At 72.6% G+C, this 20,586-nt stretch carries 18 protein-coding genes; 1 reads left to right on the plus strand and 17 read right to left on the minus strand.

Annotated elements, in window-relative coordinates:
* Window positions 1–234 precede the first annotated feature (234 nt).
* The 17 genes from tyrS to TAE01_RS03990 all read right to left on the minus strand — a co-directional run bounded on the left by tyrS (window position 235) and on the right by TAE01_RS03990 (window position 18,292).
* On the minus strand, window positions 235–1,494 hold the full coding sequence (gene tyrS / locus TAE01_RS03910) for a tyrosine--tRNA ligase (protein ID WP_147063637.1): 1,260 nt from the start codon (window positions 1,492–1,494) through the stop codon (window positions 235–237).
* Window positions 1,495–1,603: 109 nt separating this feature from the next.
* The gene (locus TAE01_RS03915) at window positions 1,604–2,218 is read right to left on the minus strand and encodes a DNA-3-methyladenine glycosylase (RefSeq protein WP_147063639.1); all 615 of its coding nucleotides are present in this window, start codon (window positions 2,216–2,218) and stop codon (window positions 1,604–1,606) included.
* Window positions 2,215–2,853 (minus strand): DNA-3-methyladenine glycosylase, encoded by a 639-nt coding sequence (locus tag TAE01_RS03920; RefSeq protein WP_246111122.1) that lies wholly within the window; start codon window positions 2,851–2,853, stop codon window positions 2,215–2,217. The genes TAE01_RS03915 and TAE01_RS03920 overlap by 4 nt, the downstream gene beginning before the upstream one ends.
* A 22-nt stretch (window positions 2,854–2,875) precedes the next feature.
* Window positions 2,876–4,345, minus strand: coding sequence for an argininosuccinate lyase (gene argH, locus TAE01_RS03925; RefSeq protein ID WP_246111123.1), 1,470 nt, complete (start codon window positions 4,343–4,345; stop codon window positions 2,876–2,878).
* Between the two features lie 104 nt (window positions 4,346–4,449).
* Window positions 4,450–4,935 (minus strand): arginine repressor, encoded by a 486-nt coding sequence (gene argR, locus TAE01_RS03930; RefSeq protein ID WP_147063643.1) that lies wholly within the window; start codon window positions 4,933–4,935, stop codon window positions 4,450–4,452.
* The gene (locus tag TAE01_RS03935; protein WP_147063645.1) at window positions 4,932–6,125 is read right to left on the minus strand and encodes an acetylornithine transaminase; all 1,194 of its coding nucleotides are present in this window, start codon (window positions 6,123–6,125) and stop codon (window positions 4,932–4,934) included. Before TAE01_RS03935 ends, argR begins: the two co-directional genes overlap by 4 nt.
* Entirely contained in the window at window positions 6,122–7,135 is a 1,014-nt protein-coding gene (argB, locus tag TAE01_RS03940) for an acetylglutamate kinase (RefSeq protein WP_147063647.1), read from the minus strand. Before argB ends, TAE01_RS03935 begins: the two co-directional genes overlap by 4 nt.
* Window positions 7,132–8,295: a bifunctional glutamate N-acetyltransferase/amino-acid acetyltransferase ArgJ gene (gene argJ, locus TAE01_RS03945; protein WP_147063650.1), complete on the minus strand. Its 1,164-nt coding sequence runs from the start codon at window positions 8,293–8,295 to the stop codon at window positions 7,132–7,134. Before argJ ends, argB begins: the two co-directional genes overlap by 4 nt.
* Window positions 8,292–9,338, minus strand: coding sequence for an N-acetyl-gamma-glutamyl-phosphate reductase (argC, locus tag TAE01_RS03950; RefSeq protein WP_147063652.1), 1,047 nt, complete (start codon window positions 9,336–9,338; stop codon window positions 8,292–8,294). The genes argJ and argC overlap by 4 nt, the downstream gene beginning before the upstream one ends.
* 42 nt (window positions 9,339–9,380) lie before the next feature.
* The gene (gene pheT, locus TAE01_RS03955) at window positions 9,381–11,939 is read right to left on the minus strand and encodes a phenylalanine--tRNA ligase subunit beta (RefSeq protein WP_186815027.1); all 2,559 of its coding nucleotides are present in this window, start codon (window positions 11,937–11,939) and stop codon (window positions 9,381–9,383) included.
* Between the two features lies 1 nt (window position 11,940).
* Window positions 11,941–13,050: a phenylalanine--tRNA ligase subunit alpha gene (pheS, locus tag TAE01_RS03960; protein ID WP_147063654.1), complete on the minus strand. Its 1,110-nt coding sequence runs from the start codon at window positions 13,048–13,050 to the stop codon at window positions 11,941–11,943.
* Between the two features lie 107 nt (window positions 13,051–13,157).
* Window positions 13,158–14,279 (minus strand): sensor histidine kinase, encoded by a 1,122-nt coding sequence (locus tag TAE01_RS03965; RefSeq protein ID WP_147063656.1) that lies wholly within the window; start codon window positions 14,277–14,279, stop codon window positions 13,158–13,160.
* 49 nt (window positions 14,280–14,328) lie between these two features.
* Window positions 14,329–15,132, minus strand: coding sequence for a TrmH family RNA methyltransferase (locus TAE01_RS03970; RefSeq protein WP_147063658.1), 804 nt, complete (start codon window positions 15,130–15,132; stop codon window positions 14,329–14,331).
* A gap of 46 nt (window positions 15,133–15,178) precedes the next feature.
* The gene (gene rplT, locus TAE01_RS03975; RefSeq protein WP_147063660.1) at window positions 15,179–15,568 is read right to left on the minus strand and encodes a 50S ribosomal protein L20; all 390 of its coding nucleotides are present in this window, start codon (window positions 15,566–15,568) and stop codon (window positions 15,179–15,181) included.
* Window positions 15,569–15,664: 96 nt separating this feature from the next.
* Window positions 15,665–15,859, minus strand: coding sequence for a 50S ribosomal protein L35 (gene rpmI / locus TAE01_RS03980; RefSeq protein WP_020144695.1), 195 nt, complete (start codon window positions 15,857–15,859; stop codon window positions 15,665–15,667).
* 105 nt (window positions 15,860–15,964) lie between these two features.
* Window positions 15,965–16,615: a translation initiation factor IF-3 gene (gene infC, locus TAE01_RS03985; protein WP_425581098.1), complete on the minus strand. Its 651-nt coding sequence runs from the start codon at window positions 16,613–16,615 to the stop codon at window positions 15,965–15,967.
* A 327-nt stretch (window positions 16,616–16,942) separates the two neighbouring features.
* Window positions 16,943–18,292: an MFS transporter gene (locus TAE01_RS03990; RefSeq protein ID WP_147063665.1), complete on the minus strand. Its 1,350-nt coding sequence runs from the start codon at window positions 18,290–18,292 to the stop codon at window positions 16,943–16,945.
* A gap of 144 nt (window positions 18,293–18,436) precedes the next feature.
* Between TAE01_RS03990 and TAE01_RS03995 the strand changes: the two genes are divergently transcribed.
* Window positions 18,437–20,503 (plus strand): elongation factor G-like protein EF-G2, encoded by a 2,067-nt coding sequence (locus tag TAE01_RS03995; RefSeq protein ID WP_147063666.1) that lies wholly within the window; start codon window positions 18,437–18,439, stop codon window positions 20,501–20,503.
* The last annotated feature ends 83 nt before the right edge of the window (window positions 20,504–20,586 follow it).

Genomic DNA, 20,586 nt, shown 5'->3' on the forward strand with positions numbered 1-20,586 from the left:
CATCAACCCCGGGACCGGCCAACTTCGCTCGCGATCACTCGCTCCGCGGTGGCGTCCGTTCCTCCCTGTCGGGCTGACGAAGAGAACATTAGCCCGGCCCTCCGGGGAAAGACAAATCCGTGCTCTCAGACCCCGCCGTGACGCACAAAAGGGGCGGATCCCCCTGCGCTGCAAGGGAATCCGCCCCGATCACGGCTGTTCGAGCCGACGGTTCAGCGTCCGGGGACCCGCACCTCACGCACGACGGGCCGCGGCCAGGTTGCGCCGGCCACGCTTGATGACGGCGACCGCGCCGTGCAGGAAGTCCTGCTCCCCCAGCACCTGGTCGGGATCGGTCACCTTGACGTTGTTCAGCGAGGCTCCGCCCTCCCCGATCGCCCTCCTCGCGCTGTTGCGCGAGTCGACGAGACCGACCGCCACGAGCGCGTCCACGAGCGAGGTCCCCACCGGGACCTGCGCCCCCGGCAGCTCCGACGTGGCGTCACCGAGCGTGCGGGCGTCGAGGGCACCGAGGTCACCCTTGCCGAAAAGCGCCTCCGACGCCGCCTGGACCGCGGCGGTCGCGGCCGCGCCGTGCACGAGGGTCGTGACGTCGGCAGCGAGGGCCTTCTGCGCCGCCCTGCGGAAGGGCTCCTCGGCGACCTGCCGCTCGAGCTCGACGATCTCGTCACGCGTGCGATCCGAGAGCGCCTTGAGCATGCTGACGACCGAGGCGTCCTCGACGTTGAGGAAGTACTGGTAGAAGACGTACGGGCTCGTCATGTCCGCGCTGAGCCAGACGGCGTTGCCCTCCGACTTGCCGAACTTGCGTCCCGTCGAGTCGACGAGCAGTGGCGTGGCGAGGGCGTGCACCGACGTGCCCTCGACCCGGTGGACGAGGTCGACGCCGGCGGTGATGTTGCCCCACTGGTCGCTGCCGCCGATCTGCAACGTGCAGCCGCGGCTGCGGTGGAGCTCGAGGTAGTCGAGCGCCTGCAGCATCTGGTAGCTGAACTCGGTGTAGGAGATGCCCTGGTCGCTCTCGAGGCGCCGGGCGACCGCCTCCTTGCGGATCATCTGGTTGACCCGGAAGTGCCGACCGACGTCGCGGAGGAAGTCGAGCGCACTCATCGGCGCCGTCCAGTCGAGGTTGTTGACGAGGGTGGCCGCGTTCTCCCCCTCGAAGTCGAGCAGCGGCCCGACGAGCTGTTGGATCCGGCTCACCGCCGCGGCGATGGTGTCCTTGTCCTGGAGCACGCGCTCGGCGTCGGGCTTCGGGTCACCGATGAGTCCGGTGGAGCCGCCGACGAGGCAGATGACGTGGTGGCCGGCCGCCTGCATGCGCCGCATCACCGACAGCTGGACGAAGTTGCCGAAGTGCAGCGACGGCGCGCTCGGGTCGAACCCGCAATAGAGCGTGATCGGCCCGTCGGCGAGTGCCTCGCGCAGCGCCGCCTCGTCGGTGGTCTGTGCCACCAGGCCGCGCCACTGCAGCTCGTCGAAGATGTCCGTCACGGGTATCGGTGTCCTCTCGTCCCGGCGGGCTCCCTGCCCACCCGGACACAGCCTGCCGTATGCCGCCACGCCGGTGCCAACGAGTACCACCCGTCCCGCGTGCCGAGCCCTAACGACCGGGCCGTCGCCGGCCCGGCCGGTAGGGGGACACGGTGGGTTCCCCGTCGAGCCAGAAGCGCCAGGGGTAGGACGTCCCGTCGCCACCGGGACCGCTGACCCCTACACGTGGCCCCGTCCGAACGCCGTGGCGGCCCTCCCGCGCGAGAGGGCCGCCGACGACGACCGGGGACCCGGGAGCGCACAGGTCGACGCCGGAGAGTCCACCCGTCACGCCCAGGGCGGCCGTCAGCCGTCCCGGCCCGCGGCACCAGTCACGCTCGCTCACGCCGGCCCGGCGCTCCGCCGCCACGTCGTGCCCCGCGACCACCTCCCCGGCCCGGAGGAGGACCACCTCCGGGACGTCCGGCTCCCCCGTGACCACGCAGAGCATCCAATGGTGTCCGTAGGTGAAGTAGACGAACGCGTGGCCGGCCGGACCGAAGACCGGGGCGTTGTGGCGGGTGGGCCGGCTCAGCACCCGGGACGCGGGGTCGACGCGTCCGGCATACGCCTCGGTCTCGGTGATGCGCACCGTCACCCCACCGTGCCGCACCCGGCACCCCAGCAGGTCGGCGCCCACCTCGAGCACCGGGCGGTCGAAGAACGAGCGGGGCAGGCTCTTCACGCGCGGCGCCGGCGCACGACGCCCGGACGGTACGTCGACACGCTCGGGTCTGCGTCGACCCAGAAGCGCCACGGGAAGGCCGACCCGTCACCTCCCGGCCCGCTCACGCCGACGCGCGGCCCGACCCGAACGCGGTCCGGCGCGACCGGCTCGCCCTCCGAGACGACGAGGTCGATGGGCTCGCCGATGGGCGGACGGCAGAAGTCGCGCCCGGTGTGCTCCTTCGTCATGGCGAGCGCCTGGCCGAGCCGTCCCGGCCCGCGCGCCCAGTCCCGCTCAGGCACCGGTCCCCGTCGCGCACGGACGAGGTCATGACCGGCCACGACCTCACCGGCCCGCACGAGCACGGCGGACGCCGACCCCTCCTCGCCGACGACGAGGTTGACGCACCAGTGGTGCCCGTAGGTGAAGTAGACGTACGTGAAGCCGGGCGGCCCGAACATCGGACGCGTGCGCGGCGTCTCCCCGCGGAAGGCGTGCGACCCCGGGTCGACCTCCCCGGCATACGCCTCCAGCTCGGTCAGCCGCAGCACGACGCCACCGTAGGAGAGGTGCCGACCCAGCAGCGCGGGCGCGACCTCGACGGACGGTCGGGCGAAGAACTCGCGGGGCAGGCGGCGGTCGGCAGCACTCACCGACGACACGCTAACCGCAGGGTCAGACGGTCTCGGCCGTCCACGCCCGCGCCTCGGCGAGACGGTCCCGCGCGGCCGCGAGCTGCTCGGCGACGCGAACGGGGGCGGTGCCACCCTGGGCGTCCCTCGAGGCCAGGGATCCCGCGACGGACAGGACCGAGCGGACCTCGGGCGTCAGGTGCTCGCTGATGCGGGCGAAGTCCTCGTCGGTGAGGTCCCACAGCTCGATGCCCCGGGGCTCGCACTCCCGGACGCAGGCGCCGGCGACCTCGTGCGCGATCCGGAACGGAACCCCCTGTCGCACCAGCCATTCCGCGATGTCGGTCGCCAGGGCGAACCCCTGCGGAGCCAGCGACTCGAGGCGCTCGGTGTTGAACGTCAGCGTGGCGACCATGCCCGAGAACGCCGGCAGGAGCACCTCGAGGGTGTCGACGGCGTCGAAGACCGGCTCCTTGTCCTCCTGCAGGTCGCGGTTGTAGGCCAGCGGGAGCGCCTTGAGCGTCGTCAGCAGTCCGGCGAGGTCACCGACGAGGCGGCCTGCCTTGCCGCGGGCCAGCTCTGCGACGTCGGGGTTCTTCTTCTGCGGCATGATGCTCGACCCCGTCGAGTAGGAGTCGTGCAGCGTGACGAAGGAGAACTCCTTCGTCGCCCAGAGCACGACCTCCTCGGCGATCCGGGAGATGTCGACGGCCGTCATGGCCGACACGAACGAGAACTCCGCGACGAAGTCGCGCGAGGCGGTGCCGTCGATCGAGTTCTCCACGGCGTGGGCGAAACCGAGGTCGTGGGCGACGGCCTCCGGGTCGAGTCCCAGCGACGATCCGGCAAGCGCGCCCGAGCCGTAGGGTGACGCGTTCGCACGGACGTCCCAGTCGCGCAGCCGGTCGACGTCGCGCAGCAGCGCCCACGCGTGGGCGAGCAGGTGGTGCGAGAGCAGGACGGGCTGGGCGTGCTGCAGGTGCGTGCGACCGGGCATGGCGACACCGAGGTGCCGGTCGGCCTGCGCGACGAGCGCGTCGACGACATCGAGGACGAGGCCGCCGACGATGCGGGTGTGCTCGCGCAGGTACATCCGGAAGAGGGTGGCGACCTGGTCGTTGCGCGACCGTCCCGCCCGCAGGCGGCCGCCGAGGTCGGGGCCGACCCGCTCGATGAGTCCCCGCTCGAGGGCGGTGTGGACGTCCTCGTCATCCTCGGCCGGCGTGAACGCACCCGACAGGACGTCGGCCTCGAGGCGGTCGAGCCCGTCGACCATCCCGGCGAGGTGCTCGGCCGACAGGAGCCCGGCGGCGTGCAGGACCCGCGCGTGGGCGCGCGAGCCGGCGATGTCCTGCGGCGCCAGCCGCCAGTCGAAGTGGGTGCTCTTGGACAGCGCCGCGAGCGCCTGGTCGGGATCGCCGGCGAAGCGACCGCCCCAGAGGCTCACGCGGGCCGCTGCGCCCTCGGCGCCGTCGCCGCCCTCGGTGGCGCTCGTGTGGGTGGGGTCGGTCATCGCGGTTCTCCTCGTGGGTGGACGTCGTGGGTCAGCGTGCTGGGCGTGGTCGGCGGGTCGGTGCGGGCGCCGGCACGCCCGTTGGCCGCTCGCCGGCGATGGTCTCAGTCTCGCGTTCCGGCGAGGGACTGCAGGCGCTCGGCCACCGCGGCAGCCTGATCGACGCTGTCGGTGACGAGCAGGATCGTGTCGTCGCCGGCGATGGTCCCGACCACGCCGGGGTCGCGGGCCTGGTCGATGGCCGACGCGAGGTAGTTGGCGGCGCCGGGCGGGGTGCGCAAGACGACGAGGTTGACCGCCGCCGCCGCCGACACGAGCAGCTCCTCGCAGGTCCGCCTGAGCCGGGCCGAGGCGGCGTCGCCGATGGAGCCCACGGCGGCCACCTCACCGCCCTCCCCGGGGACGGCATACACGAGCGCGCGGCCGCGCCTGACCTTGACCGCGCCGAGCTCGACGAGGTCACGCGAGAGGGTCGCCTGGGTCACCTCGGTGCCCTCGGCGACGAGCAGGTCGGACAGCTCCCCCTGGCTGTGCACCTCGTGGGACCCGAGCAGCTCGACGATGCGGCGCTGGCGCTGGGTGCGGCTCACGGGGTGACCCCCGACGTCGCGCGGGCCGCCTCGAGGATGGCCGGCAGGGCATCGAGGAAGCCCTGCAGCTCGTCCTCGGAGATGACGAGCGGAGGGGCGAGGCGCAGGGCCGTCGGCGTCACCGCGTTGACGATGAAGCCCGCGTCGCGGGCCGCGGCCATGACCGCGGGGGCAGGTATGCCGTCCAGCTCGATCGCGCGCAGCAGACCCCGTCCGCGGGTGCCGGCCACACCATCGAGCTCGACGTGGTCGAGGAGGGCCCCGACGCGGCGCACGTGCTCGAGCAGGTGGTCGCGCTCGATCGTGTCGAGCACGGCGAGACCCGCCGCGCAGGCCAGCGGGTTGCCGCCGAAGGTCGTGCCGTGCTGACCGGCCGACAGCAGCGTGGTGACGTCGGGCCCGAACGTGACGAGGGCGCCGATCGGCACGCCGCCGCCGAGCCCCTTGGCGAGGGTCATCGCGTCGGGGACGATTCCTGCGGCCTGGTGGGCGAACCAGTCCCCCGTGCGGCCGATCCCGGTCTGGATCTCGTCGACGACGAGGAGGGCGCCCCGGGCGCTCGTCAGCTCGCGGGCCAGGCGCAGGTAGTCCGGCGAGAGCTCCCGGACCCCGGCCTCGCCCTGGACGGGTTCGACGAAGAGCGCCGCCGTGCGGTCGTCGACCGCCGCGCGGAGCGCGTCGGGGTCGTTCGGGGGCACGAAGACGACTCCGGGGATGAGCGGCTCGAACGGCTCGCGGTAGGCCGCCTTGTGGGTCAGCGCGAGCGCGCCGGTCGTGCGTCCGTGGAACGAGCCCTCGAGGGCCACGATGCGGTGGCGCCCGGTGCGGCGCGAGAGCTTGATCGCTGCCTCGGTCGCCTCGGCGCCGGAGTTGGCGAAGAAGACGCCCGAGCCCTGGGGTGCCGCCGCGACCTCGAGGAGCCGCTCGGCGAGCGCGATGGCCGGCTCGGAGGTGAAGAAGTTCGAGACGTGGATCGCCGACTCGGCCTGCTTGGCCACGGCCTGCACGAGGGCGGGGTGGCCGTGGCCGAGAGCGTTGACGGCGATCCCGGACAGCAGGTCGAGGTAGCGCCTGCCGTCGACGTCGGTGACCCAGCACCCGTGCCCTGAGGCGAGGACCAGCTGGGGTGTGCCGAACACCTGGACCATGGCTCCGGCGTAGCGGCCGAGCAGGTCGTCTCCCGTGGTCATGGGGTCTCCTCAGGCGTCGGGGCGGAAGCGGCAGGGGCGGCGGGGCCCGGGGCCGGCTGGGACCCGGTGATGTCGGGCAGGACCATGGTGCCGATCCCCTCGTCCGTGAAGATCTCGAGCAGGATCGAGTGCGGCTTGCGCCCGTCGACGACGTGGGTCTGGGGCACCCCGCCCTCGACGGCTCGGATGCAGGCCTCGAGCTTGGGCACCATGCCGTGGTCGACCCGCGTGAGGAGCTCGCGTGCCGCGCTGACCGTGATCGTCGAGAGCAGCGAGCTGCGGTCGGGCCAGCCGGCGTAGATGCCCTCGACGTCGGTGAGCACGACGAGCTTCTCGGCCCCCAGGGCGACGGCGATCGCGGCCGCAGCGGTGTCGGCGTTGACGTTGAGCACCTGTCCCTCGACGTCGAGGTCGGGGGCGACGGTGGACACGACCGGCACCCGGCCGGCGTCGAGGATGTCGAGGATCGCCGAGGGATTGACGCTCTCGACGTCGCCCACGAGCCCGAGGTCGACCTCCTCGCCGTCGACGACGGTGCCGCGCCGACGTGCCCCGAGCAGGGCGGCGTCCTCGCCGGACAGGCCCACGGCGATCGGGCCGTGCTGGTTGAGCAGACCGACGAGCTCACGCCCGACCTGACCGGTGAGCACCATGCGCACGACGTCCATGACCTCGGGTGTCGTGACCCGCAGCCCGCCCTTGAACTCGCTGACGAGGCCCACGCGCTCGAGCATGGCCTTGATCTGCGGACCGCCGCCGTGGACGACGACGGGGCGCAGGCCGGCATACCTGAGGAAGGCGATGTCCTCGGCGAAGGCGGCCTTGAGCTCGTCGTCGACCATGGCGTTGCCGCCGTACTTCACGACGACGAGGGCACCGCGGAACCGCTCGAGCCACGGGAGCGCCTCGACGAGGGTCGCGGCCTTGCTCGCCGCCACCCGGATGGCTGCGGCGTCGATGAGGCCCCGGAGGTCGGCGGGCTGGTCTGGACGGGTGCTCGCGCTGGTCATGTGCTGTAGGCCGAGTTCTCGTGGACGTAGTCGTGGGTCAGGTCGTTGGTCCAGACGGTGGCGGACTCGGGGCCGGCGTGCAGGTCGACGCGGACGTGCACCTCGCGCGACGTGAGGTCCACGAGAGTGCGGTCCTCACCCACTCCCCCGGACCGGCACACCTGCACGCCGTTCATCGTCACGTCGAGGGCGGCCGGGTCGAACGCCGCACGGGTCGTGCCGACGGCCGCGAGGACGCGCCCCCAGTTGGGGTCGTTGCCGAAGATCGCGCACTTGAAGAGGTTGTTGCGGGCGACGGCGCGGGCGACCTCGAGGGCGTCGTCGACGCTCGCGGCTCCGGCCACCTCGATGGCGATGTCGTGCGCGGCGCCCTCCGCGTCGGCGATGAGCTGCCGCGCGAGGTCGGTGCAGACGGCGGTGAGCGCCTCGGTGAGGGCGCCCCGGTCGACTGCGACGCCGGACGCGCCGGAGGCGAGCACGGCGACGGTGTCGTTGGTCGACATGCAGGCGTCGGAGTCGATGCGGTCGAACGAGACATCCGTCGCTGCCCGCAGGGCCGCGTCGAGGTCGGTCTGGTCGACGACGGCATCGGTGGTGAGCACGACGAGCATCGTCGCGAGGGCCGGCGCGAGCATGCCGGCGCCCTTGGCCATGCCGGACACCGACCAGCCCGCACCGGCGTGCCGGGCCACCTTGTGCACCGTGTCGGTCGTCTTGATGGCGACCGCTGCCGCCTCGTGCCCCTCGATGGAGAGGGCTGCGGCTGCGGCGTCGACCCCGGAGATGATCCGGTCCATGGGCAGCAGCTCGCCGATGAGGCCGGTCGAGCACACGACGACGTCGCCCGCGGAGACGCCGAGGACCTCGGCGACGTGCTCGGCCGTGCGGTGCGTGTCGAGGAAGCCCTGCGTCCCCGTGCACGCGTTGGCTCCGCCCGAGTTGAGCACGACGGCGTCGACGCGACCGTCGGCGACGACCTGGCGCGACCACGTGACCGGGGCGGCCTCGACCCGGTTCGTCGTGAAGACCGCCCCGGCGTGGTGGTCGGGGCCGTCGTTGACGACGAGCGCGAGATCGGGGGTGCCGCTCGCCTTGAGACCGGCGGTGACGCCCGACGCCCGGAACCCGGCGGGCAGCTGGACGCGTTCCTGGCCACTCATGGTGCGACTCCTGCGTTGGGAAGGCCGAGGGTCTCCTCGAGACCGAGGGCGAGGTTGGCGCACTGCACGGCGGCACCGGCCGTGCCCTTGGTGAGGTTGTCGATCGCCGACACGACGACGACCCGTCCGAGCCGCTCGTCGACGGCCACCTGCAGCTGCACGTGGTTGCTGCCGACGACCGAGGCCGTCGCGGGCCAGGAGCCCTCGGGCAGCACGTGGACGAAGGGCTCGTCGGCGTAGGCGGCCTCCCAGGCCGCGCGCACGGACGACAGGTCGGTGCCCTCGCGCAGGCGCGCCGTGCACGTCGCGAGGATGCCGCGGGGCATGGGGGCCAGGGTCGGCGTGAACGAGACGGTGACCGGCTCGCCCGCGGCGCGCGAGAGGTTCTGCTCGATCTCGGGGGTGTGCCGGTGCCCGCCGCCGACACCGTAGGGGGACATCGAGCCCATCACCTCGCTGCCGAGCAGGTGGGGCTTGAGCGACTTGCCGGCACCCGACGTGCCGGAGGCCGCCACGACGACGACGTCGCGGGCCTCGAGCAGACCGGCGGCGAAGCCGGGTGCGAGGGCCAGGGAGATGCCGGTCGGGTAGCAGCCCGGGACGGCGATGCGCGTGGCCCCCGAGAGACGCTCGCGCTGCACCGAGCCCGCCGGCCCGGGGAGCTCCGGGAGGCCGTAGGGCCAGGACCCGGCATACGCCGTGTCGTAGAAGGCCGTCCACGCCGCCTCGGACTCGAGGCGGAAGTCCGCGCCGCAGTCGATGACGACGACGTCGTCCGGCAGCTGGGCCGCGAGGGCGCCGGAGTGCCCGTGGGGCAGCGCCAGGAAGACGACGTCGTGCCCGGCCAGGGTCTCGACCGTCGTCGGCTCGAGCACACGGTCCGCGAGCGGAACCAGGTGCGGGTGGACGCCCCCGAGTCGTTCACCCGCGCTGCTGGCCGCCGTGACGGCCCCGATGTCGAACTGCGGGTGGGCGAGCAGCAGCCGGAGGATCTCTCCTCCGGCGTAGCCGCTCGCCCCCGCCACTGCTGCCCTGATCACAATGCATGACTATACACGCTCATGCATATTCGTGCATTCAGGGTCTCAGCGTTGGATGGCCCCCGTCGCGGACGTCGCGGCCGCCACCGCAGCGTCGCGGAACCCGTTGACCTCGTCGGTCGTCAGGGTCCGGTCCGGAGCCCGGAAGGTGAGCCGGTAGGCGAGGGACCGGTGCCCGGCCTCGATGCGCTCGCCCTCGTAGACGTCGAAGAGGACGACCGACTCGAGCGACTCCCCCGCGCCCGAGCGCAGCGCGGCCTCGACGTCGGCCGCCGCGACGTCGGACGCGACGAGCAGGGCGATGTCGGTCATCGCGGGCGGGAAGCTCGAGAACGAACGGGCCTGAACGGGGTCTGCGCTCGCCGCGACGAGCACGTCGACGTCGAACTCCGCCGCCACCGTGCGCGCCGGCAGGTCGAGGGCGGCGACCACCTTCGGGTGCAGCTCGCCCGCGTGACCCACGAGCGTGCCGTCGGCCAGCGTGATCCGGGCGCAGCGGCCCGGGTGCCACGGGGCGTGGCCCGCGTCGTTGCCGACGACGACGGGCACGGCCAGGGCGGCAGCCGCGGCCTGCACGGCGGCGACCATGTCGCTCCAGTCGGCGGCGCGGCCGGGGCCCCACCATCCCGCCTGCTCGGCCTGGCCCGTCGCGAGGATGCCCGCGCGACGCGGCTGGTCGGGCACGGCGGCATACAGCCGGGTGAGCGTCTCGGCGTCGGGCCGGGAGGCGACCCCGGGGATCGGCGCCGTGCCGAGCGATGCGCCGGGACGGAAGACGAGGCCCAGCTCGTAGATCGCGACGTCCTTGTGCCCACGCGCGACGTTGCGGCGCAGCGTGTCGACGAGGCTCGCGAGGATCGACGTGCGCAGCAGCGGCCGCTCCTCGGACAGGGGGTTGGCGAGCCGCACCGCGTGGCGGCGGTCGTCGTCGGCCGGCAGCATGAGGTGGTCGGCGAGCTCCTCGGAGACGAACGGGTAGCTGAGCACCTCGGTCAGCCCGGCGCCGGCGAGCGCGTCCGCGACGACCCGGCGGGCCTTCTGCCCGTGGGTCAGGCCGCGACCGTCGCTCGGCGTCGGGGTGATCGACGGGATGTTGTTGTAGCCGTCGATCCGGGCGACCTCCTCGGCGTAGTCGGGAGCGTCGACGAGGTCGGGGCGCCACGACGGGGGCGTCACGAGGACGTGGGTCTCGTCGGCGCCCTGACCGGACTCCTCGACCCGGCACCCGAGGTCGCGCAGGATCCCGACGACGCGTTCGCGCGGGTAGTCGACGCCGACGATGCGCGCGGGCTCGGTGACGTCGAGCAGGTATGCCGTGCGGCCCGTCGTGCGGTCGACGTCGGTGACGTCGGGGTCGACGGTGCCCCCGCCGTGCTCGACGAGAAGGTCGACGGCCAGCTGCGCGGCAGCCGCTGTCACCTCGGGGTCCACCCCGCGCTCGAAGCGCTTGGAGGCCTCGGTGATGAGCCGGTGCCGGCGCGAGGAGCGGGCCACGGTCGTCGGGTCGAAGTGGGCCGCCTCGATGAGGACGTCGGTCGTCGTGTCGGTCACCTCCGAGGACGCGCCGCCCATGACGCCGGCGATGGCGAGCGGCTGCTCCCCACCGTCGGTGATGAGCAGGTCGTCGGGGTGCAGGGTGCGCTCGACGTCGTCGAGCGTCTTCAGCGTCTCGCCCCCACGGGCCCGTCGCACGACGATCGAGCCGGAGAGCCGGTCGACGTCGAAGGCGTGCAGCGGCTGGCCCAGCGCGAGCATGACGTAGTTGGTCACGTCGACGGCGAGCGAGATCGGACGCATGCCCATCTGCGTCAGGCGCTTGCTCATCCACGCCGGCGACGGCCGCGTCGGGTCGATGCCCCGCACGATGCGGGCGACGTAGCGGTCGCAGCCGTCGTTGCCCTCGATCGGTGACTCGTCCTTGAGCTCGACGGCGTAGCCGCCGGTCGTGGCCTCCGGCACCGCGATCTCGGCGGGGTCCCGGTAGCCGCCCTCAGGGCTGCCCTGGGCGTGCCAGTACTCGCGGGCCAGGCCGCGCACCGAGAAGCAGTAGCCACGGTCGGGCGTCACGTTGGTCTCGACGGTCTCCTCGCCGAGCCCGAGCAGCGCGATGGCGTCGTCGCCCGGCTCGACGCTCGCGGCCTTCTCCGCGCCGAGCAGGCGGCTCAGCACGATGATGCCCTCGTGGTCGTGGCCCAGGCCGATCTCGTCCTCGGCGCAGATCATCCCGTTGGACACGTGCCCGTAGGTCTTGCGCGCGGCGATCGCGAAGCCCCCGGGCAGCACGGCGCCGGGCAGGACGCAGACGACGAGGTCGCCGACCTCGAAGTTGTGGGCGCCGCAGACGATCTCCTGGTGCTTGCCCTCGGTCAGCATCTGGCCGTTCCGGCCGACGTCGACGGTGCACCAGCGGATCGTCTTGCCGTTCTTCTGCGGTTCGAGCTCGAACGAGAGGACCCGGCCGACGACCAGCGGACCCGTGATGTCGCCACCGTGGAGGTCCTCCTCCTCCAGGCCGACGCGCACGAGGCTGGCGGCCACGTCGGCACCCCGGGCCCCGGGCGCGAGGTCGGTGTACTCGGCGAGCCAGCTGAGCGGCATACGCATGTCAGACCCCCATCCCGAACTGCTGCGAGAAGCGGACGTCGCCCTCGACGATCTCGTGCATCCCCTGGACCCCGTGGCGCAGCTGGAGCGCCCGCTCGATGCCGAGCCCGAACGCGAACCCCGAGTAGACGTCGGGGTCGATGCCGCAGGTGCGCAGGACCTTGCGGTTGACCATGCCGGAGCCACCGAGCTCGATCCAGCCCGAGCCGCCGCACGTGCGGCACGGCTCGGCGCTCCCCCAGGTCTCCTCGCCGTGGCAGGCGAAGCAGAGGAAGTCGGTCTCCATGCTCGGTTCGGTGAAGGGGAAGTAGTTGGCGCGGACGCGGGTGCGCGTCTCCTCGCCGAACATGATGCGGACGAACGCATCGAGCGCGCCGCGCAGGTGGGCCATCGTCAGGCCCTTGTCGATGGCGAGGCACTCGATCTGGTGGAAGACCGGGGTGTGCGTCGCGTCGAGGTCGTCGGTGCGGAAGACCTTGCCGGGGGCCACGATGTAGATCGGCGGCTCCTTCTCGAGCATCGTGCGGATCTGCACCGGCGAGGTCTGCGTGCGCAGCACGAGACCCGAGTCGACGGGGTCGAGGAAGAAGGTGTCCTGCATCTGCCGCGCGGGGTGGTCCGGCCCGAGGTTGAGCGCGTCGAAGTTGAGCCACTCGCTCTCTAGCTCCGGGCCCTCCGCGACCTCCCAGCCCATCCCGACGAAGGCGTCGACGAGGCGCTGGGCCACGAGCTCGATGGGGTGACGGGCGCCGAGCTGGCGCCGGAGCGCCGGGACGGTGACGTCGACCCGCTCCTCGACGAGGATGCGCTCGTCGCGCTCGGTCTCGAGCTCGGCCTGACGGGCCGTGAGGGCCTGCCCCACGCGGCCGCGGGCCTGACCCACCCGCTTGCCGGCCTCGGCCTTGGCGCTGGGCGGCAGCGCGCCGATCTCGCGGTTGGCGAGGGCCAGCGGGCTCTTCTCGCCCTGGTGCGCGATGCGCACGGCCTTGAGGTCGTCGAGGGAGGCGGCTGCGGCGATGGCCGTGAGCGCGTCCTGCACCGCTGCGTCGACGTTCGCCGGGTCGAGCGCGGAGACCTCGACCGGGTCGTAGTTCGTGTTGGGTCCGGACATCGGCGTGCGTTCGCTGCTCTCGCTCGGGTTCTCGATGGGCTGTCGTGCGGTTGCCCAGTCTAGGGGCGAGGCCGATCCGGACCGTGGTGCGTCCCGCGGAGGGGTGGTCAGCTGCCGACGACCGCCGGCAGCCCCGCCGGCAGCGCCACGACGAAGCGCGCCCCGCCGCTGTCGCCGTCGCTGACGTGGACCGAGCCGCCGTGGGCCTCGACGAGCCCCCGCACGACGTAGAGGCCGAGCCCGGTGCTCGCGTTGGAGGGGCCGTGCCAGAAGCGTCCGAAGATCTTCTCGCGGTCGGACGGGGGTATGCCGTCCCCCTCGTCCTCGACCTCGACGACGACCGACTCGGGAGCGTCACCGAGCGCCCCCGCGCGGTCGAGCGTCACCGTGACCTTGCCGGCTCCGTGGAGCAGGCCGTTCTCGATGAGGTTGAAGAAGATCTGCTCCAGGCGGTCGGTGTCGGCCCACATCTGCGGGAGGCCGTGGTCACGGGCGCGCCCACCGAGGCGGAGCTCGACGGTCCCGGTCGAGCGGCCCAGCTCGTAGCGGACGACGTGGGTCGTGAGCAGGGCGTGCAGGTCGACGGGTCCCAGCCGGAGGTTGAGGCTGTCGGAGTCGAGGCGCGAGATGTCGAGCAGCTCGGTGATGAGCCGCGTCAGGCGGGTGGCGTCGGACTCGATCGTCTCGATCATGAGGCGCTTCTGCTCGTCGGAGAAGCGGTCCCACCGCCGCAGCAGGCTGCTCGTGAAGCCCGTGACCGACGTCAGTGGTGCCCTCAGCTCGTGGGCCACCGTCGAGAGCACCGAGGCCTGGTCACGCTCGGCCCGCTGCCGGTCCTCGGCGTCACGCAGGCCGAGCACGACCCGCTCGACGGTGTGGTCGCTGCCGGAGCGGAGGTAGCGGGCGGTGACGAGGACGTCCTGGCCCCTGGGGGCGACGAGCAGCTTCTCGCGGTGGCCCGGGCGGCTCGGCAGGCCGTTCCACGGGTCGGTGTGTGCCCACCAGTCGCGGCCGTACTTGTCGGTCAGGGGCAGACCGTCCGCGAGGGTGCGACCCACGAGGGCCGAGGCGTCGCAGTCGAGGATGCGCAGGGCCTCGGCGTTGGCGAAGTGGATGCGCCGGTCGCTCCCGACGACGACGAGGCCGTCGGGGAGCAGCTCGGCCACCTCGGCGACAGGATCCGACGCCGATCCCGGCGGCAGCGCACCGGTCCCGTCGACGGAGGTCATGGCCCGAGGATAGCCACGGGCGGGCGCGGGGAGCGCGACGAGGGTCGTCTCAGCGGCTGGTGCGGCGGACCTCGGCCGACGCGTAGAGGCAGATCGTCGCCGCCATGGCGAGGTTGAGCGACTCCGCGTGCCCGTGGATGGGCACCCGCACGACGTCGTCGCACGCGTCCCGCACCTCGACGGGCAGGCCCCACGCCTCGTTGCCCATCACCCACGCGTGCGCACCCGAGAGGTCGGCGTCGTGCAGCAGCGTCGTCCCCGCGCCGTCGGCGGCGAGCAGCCGGACGCCGCGCCCGCGCAGGGCCGCGAGGATCTCCGGCACCGAGGCACCGACCGAGATCGGCAGGTGCCACAGCGACCCGACCGTCGAGCGGACGACCTTGCTGTTGTAGACGTCGACGCTGGCGTCGCTGACGACCACGGCGTCGGCGCCGGCGGCGTCGGCGCCCCGGATGACCGTGCCGGCGTTGCCGGGGTCACGGACGTTCGTCAGGACGCAGACGAGGGCGTCGGCCGGGAGGTCGGCGAGCACGTCGGCCAGTGGGAGGTCGAGCGCCCGGCACACGGCCGCGATGCCCTGGGGCGACTCGGTGTCGCACATCGCGGCCAGCACCTCGGGCGTCACCTCGTTGACCCACAGGTCGGCGACCCGGGCGGACTCGACGATGTCGGCATGGCGCTGCGCCGCCTCCGGCGTCACGTAGACGTCGCGGACGAGGTCGGGTCGGAAGGCGACAGCCTCACGGACGGCCTGCGGCCCCTCCGCCAGGAAGTCACCGGTGCGCGCACGCATCGAACGCCGGGACAGCGCCCGCACTGCCTTGACCCGATCGGATCGGGGGTTGGTCAGCACGGGGTGCCCCGGCGCTCGAGAGGTGTGGTGCGCGGTCGGACGACGCTCAGGCGGCGTCGCCGGCCTTCGCGTCCGCCTGGGCGGGCACGTTGGCGCGCGAGAGCTCGACGAGCGTGGCGAACGCCGGCGCGTCGTTGACGGCGAGGTCCGCGAGGATCTTGCGGTCGACCTCGACACCGGCGGCCTTGAGGCCCTGCATGAACCGGTTGTACGTCATGCCGTTGGCGCGGGCCGCGGCGTTGATGCGCTGGATCCAGAGGCGACGGAAGTCGCCCTTCTTCGCGCGACGGTCACGGTAGGCGTAGCCCAGCGAGTGGGTGACCTGCTCCTTGGCCTTGCGGTACAGACGCGAACGCTGCCCGCGGTAACCGCTGGCGCGCTCGAGAACGACGCGACGCTTCTTCTGGGCGTTGACCGCCCGCTTCACGCGTGCCACGTGAATACTCCTTCTCTGCTTGACGCAGTGCTTGCTGCTGCTGGCCTACCGGGGACCCGGTCGCTCAGCGAAGTGCTGATGGGTGGGGGTCCCGGCTCACTTGCCGAGGAGCTTCTTGGCCTTCTTGGCGTCCGGCTTGGCGAGCTCGACGTCGTTCGCGATGGAACGCATCTTCTTGCTCGACTTGTGCTCGAGCAGGTGGCGACCGCCGGCCTGCTCGCGCATGACCTTGCCGGTGCCGGTCAGGCGGAAACGCTTCTTCGCACCGCTGTGCGTCTTCATCTTCGGCATGGGGGCCGATCTCCTTCGTGTTGCGTGCGCCAGTGGGCGCACGTGGTGTGTCGGGCCGGTTGCTCGAGACTGGGCTCGCGCCTCCGGCTGGTCACCACCGGCCGATCACTCGGCTGCGGCGGTGGCCTGGTCGGTCTGCGGGGCCGGCGCCTCGGACTGCTCGGCGGCGGGGGCCGTCGGGGCTTCCATGGCTTCCGTGGCTTCCGTGGCCTCCGGTGCTGCCGTGGTCGCGGTGTCGGCCGGTCGCTGGTCGTGCTGCTCGCGGGAGCGACGCTGCTCGGCCTTGGCCTCGGCCTTCTTCTTGGTCGGACCGATCACCATGATCATGTTGCGGCCGTCCTGCTTCGGTGCCGACTCGACGAAGCCGAGCTCGGCGATGTCCTCGGCGAGACGCTCGAGCAGACGACGACCCAGCTCGGGCCGGCTCTGCTCGCGGCCGCGGAACATGATCGTCACCTTGACCTTGTCGCCCGCCTTGAGGAACCGCTCGACGTGGCCCTTCTTGGTGCCGTAGTCGTGCGGGTCGATCTTCGGGCGGAGCTTGATCTCCTTGATGACGGTGTTGACCTGGTTCTTGCGCGCTTCCCGTGCCTTCATGGCGGCTTCGTACTTGAACTTGCCGAAGTCCATGAGCTTGGCGACCGGCGGCTTGGCCATGGGGGCCACCTCGACGAGGTCGAGGTTCGCCTCCTCGGCCAGACGCAGCGCGTCCTCGACGCGGACGATGCCGACCTGCTCGCCGTTGGGGCCAACCAAGCGCACTTCCGGGACCCGGATGCGCTCGTTGATGCGAGGCTCGCTGATGTGGTGCTCCTAAGTTCGAGAAATGGTGTGACCAGACGGAGAGTGCCTGTCCTGCTGCGACCACAACGAGAAAAGGGCTCCCCGTGTGTGCACGGGAAGCCCAAGGGTCGCGTATGCCCGACGGTCGCCGTCTCGTCACACGGCTCGGCAGGCGTGCCGCGGGCGGCGGCCGGTCGAGCAGACCTTGACCCGGCGACCGTGAGGTCGACGCGGGTGGAAGCGGGCTTCTCTTGCACGTCGTCACCGGCGTCCGCCGGAGCGGGGCATGGTGACGGCTGGTCAGTGACCGATGTTAGCAGCCGAGGCGCCGTGCTCCGAATCGGCGCTGCCGCCCCGGGTCGGAGTCCCGACCCGCCCCTCGTCCGGAGCCTCGGAGCCGGCGCCCGCCCGCGCCCCACGGCTGGCGCGTGAACCGACCATCCCGGCGACCGCGATGACGACACCGAGGGCCGAGACCACGACGAAGCCCCACGGCCACCCACCGTGGTCGATGGCGAAGCCGGCGACGGGGGCGCCCACCGCGGACCCCGCGGTCATGGCCGAACCGTGCCACCCCATCATCTCGCCGCGGAAGCGTTCGGGGACCTGGCGGCTCAGCTGCTCGACCGTCGCGGTGATCGTCGGGGCGCAGAGGAAGCCGGACACCGTGATGAGCACGGCGAAGCTCGGCACCCCGACGGCGAGCGCGACGGGCGCCGTCGTGGCTGCGAGTCCCCCGAGCAGCCAGAAGACCGAGAAGGAGCGGTGCCAGGCGCCGTAGAGCAGTCCACCCACGAGCGAGCCGGCACCCCACAGGGCCAGCACCCAGCCGATCGAGCCGGTGGCCTGGAAGGAGCGCAGCGCCGCGACGATCGAGACGTCGGTGCCGCTCAGCACGAGCGTCGAGCAGGCGGCGGCGAGGTAGACCGCGGCGACCGGAACGGTGATGAAGCCGCGGATCGCGCGTGCCGGCGGGGCGTCGTCGGGCTCGACCGCGCCGGCGACGGCCTCGGCCCGCCCGGCCTCGCCCACCCCGTCGAGCGCGACCTGCTCCCCCACCGCGTCGGTGTCGGAGGTGAGCCTGGGGTTGACGAGCCACAGGACGAACCCCGCTGCGACGGAGGTGAGCTCGCAGACCAGCAGCGCCCAGCCGGTGTCCCACGAGGTCGCCAGCCACACACCGATGGCCGGACCGGCCATGAAGGACAGCTCGGTCGCCGACGAGTCGAGCGAGAGGGCCGTGCGCCTCTGCTCGGTGGGCACGGACCGGATGATGACCTGGCGCAGGATGGAGAAGGTCGGCACGACGAAGAGCCCGGCGAGCGCGGCGAAACCGATGAGCGGGGCGTAGCCGACCCAGGGCGCGATCGACCAGCAGACCGCCTGGACCACGAGGGAGGGCCCGACCGTTCGGCGCAGGCCGATCCGGTCGAGCAGGCGACCGCGCCAGGGACCCGAGACGGCCACGGCGACGGTGGAGGCCGCCGTGACGAGCCCGGCCTCGCCGTAGCTGCGGCCGAGCGAGGACACCACGTGCAGCGTGAGGATCACGGCGCCGGCCCACATCGGGACGCGGATGAGGAAGCCCAGCACCAGCGCCGAGCGCGTGTCGCGGTTGGCGAGCACCGGCCGGTAGGCCCCCAGATCCATGGCACGAAGCCTGCCACCCGCCACCGACGGCGCGCACGCGGGTTCTCGCCCGGTGCCACCCGGCCCGCCCACCGGCGGTGCGCTCCCACGCGGCATACGCCAGAGGTCTTGTGACCGCCGTGGGACAGGAGAAAGGTGGGAGCCATGGCAAAGACGCCCGGCAGATCAGACCTTCCTGCGGCCCCCAACCCCGCCTCGCCGCAGGACATCCGCAACGTCGTGCTGGTCGGACCCGGCGGGGCCGGCAAGACCGCACTCTTCGAGGCGCTCGTCGCGGCGCGGGTCCCGGGGCAGCGCACCGGCACCGGCGAGCACGTGCGCACGACGACCCTGACCGCTGCCTCCTTCACGTCGGGGACGGTCACCCTCAACCTGCTCGACACGCCGGGCTACCCCGACTTCGTCGGTGACCTGCGGGCCGGGCTGCGTGCCGCGGACGCCGCGGTCTTCGTCGTGTCCGGCGCCGACGACATCGACCGACCGGTGTCGCTGCTGTGGCGCGAGTGCGCGGCCGTCGGCATGCCGCGGGCCGTCGTGGTGACGCACCTGGACCAGCCGCGCGCCGACTTCGCGGCGACCGTGCAGATGTGCCGCCGCACCTTCGGTGACGCCCGCGCCACGCACTGGCCCGTGCTCGACGCCGGGTCGGTCACCGGCGTCGTGGGGCTGCTGACCGGTGAGACGTCCGAGGAGCACGAGGAGGCCCGCGCCGCCCTCATCGAGTCCGTCATCGAGGAGTCCGAGGACGCCGGCCTGCTCGACCGCTACCTCGAGGGCGAGAGCATCGACACCGAGGCGCTGCTCGCCGACCTCCGCACGGCGATCGCCCAGGGCACCTTCTTCCCCATCCTGCCCGTCTCCCCGCTCACCGGCGCCGGCGTGGAGGAGCTGCTCGGCATGGTCGAGCGAGCCTTCCCCGACCCGACGGTCCACCCGCTGCCCACCGTCACCTCACCTGCCGGTGGCGCGATCGGCGGGGTCGCGTGCGACCCGTCGCAGCCGCTCGTCGCCGAGGTGGTGCGCACGACCACCGACCCCTACGTCGGGCGCCTGTCGCTCGTGCGCGTCTTCTCCGGCACGCTGCGCGTGGACGAGCCGGTGCACGTGTCGGGACATCTCGGCGACTTCGTCGGGCACGAGGTCGCCGGCCACCCGGCCCACGACGACGACGAGCGCGTCGGCCCGCTCGCGTCACCGTTCGTCGACGCGCACCGGCCCCGCGGCACCGCCATCGCCGGCGACCTGGCGCTCGTGTCCAAGCTGACCCGCGCCGAGACGTCGGACACCCTCTCCTCGGTGGAGCGGCCCGCCGTGGTCGCGCCGTGGCTGCTGCCCGAGCCGCAGCTGCCGGTGGCGATCCGGGCCGCGACGAAGTCCGACGACGACAAGCTCGGCGGAGCGTTGCAGCGGCTCGTCGCCGAGGACGTGACGATGCGGATGGAGCACTCGACCGAGAACGACCAGGTCGTCCTCTGGACGATGGGGCAGGCCCACGTCGACGACCTCATCGGTCAGCTCGCGGACCGCTACGGCGTCACGGTGACGGCCGAGCCCTACCGCACCTCGCTGCGCGAGACGTTCGTGCGCCGGTGCTCGGTGCAGGGCCGCCACGTCAAGCAGTCCGGTGGGCACGGGCAGTATGCCGTCTGCTCCATCGACATCGAGCCGCTCCCCCGCGGGGCCGGCTTCGAGTTCGTCGACAAGGTCGTCGGCGGGGCGGTGCCCCGCCAGTTCATCCCGTCGGTCGAGAAGGGCGCCCGGCTCCAGCTCGAGAAGGGCCTGCTCACCGGGCACCCGGTCGTCGACGTCCGGGTCACGCTGACGGACGGCAAGGCGCATTCGGTCGACTCGTCCGACGTCGCCTTCCAGACCGCCGCGGCCCTCGCGCTCAAGGAGGCGGCCAACGCCTCGACCATGGCGCTGCTCGAGCCCATCGACCGGGTCGACATCACCATCGCCGACGAGTACCTCGGCGCCGTCATGTCCGACCTCCGCGGTCGGCGCGGGCAGGTGCTGGGCACCGAGCCGGCCGACGGCATGGGACCGGAGGGTGGCTGGACGGTCGTGCACGCCGAGGTGCCCTCGGCCGAGCTGTCGCGCTACCCCATCGACCTGCGCTCGGTGTCGCACGGGACGGGGTCGTTCGTGCGCGAGCCGCTGCGCCACGACCTCCTGCCCGCCGACAAGGCCAAGGACCTCCTCGGCAGCTGAGACCACGACGACGACGAAGGAGCAGCCCGCGCGGACGCGCGGGCTGCTCCTTCGTCGTGACCGGGTTGCGGTCGACCGGCTCG

Source organism: Terrabacter aerolatus (assembly GCF_007991735.1).
Lineage (GTDB): Bacteria > Actinomycetota > Actinomycetes > Actinomycetales > Dermatophilaceae > Terrabacter > Terrabacter aerolatus.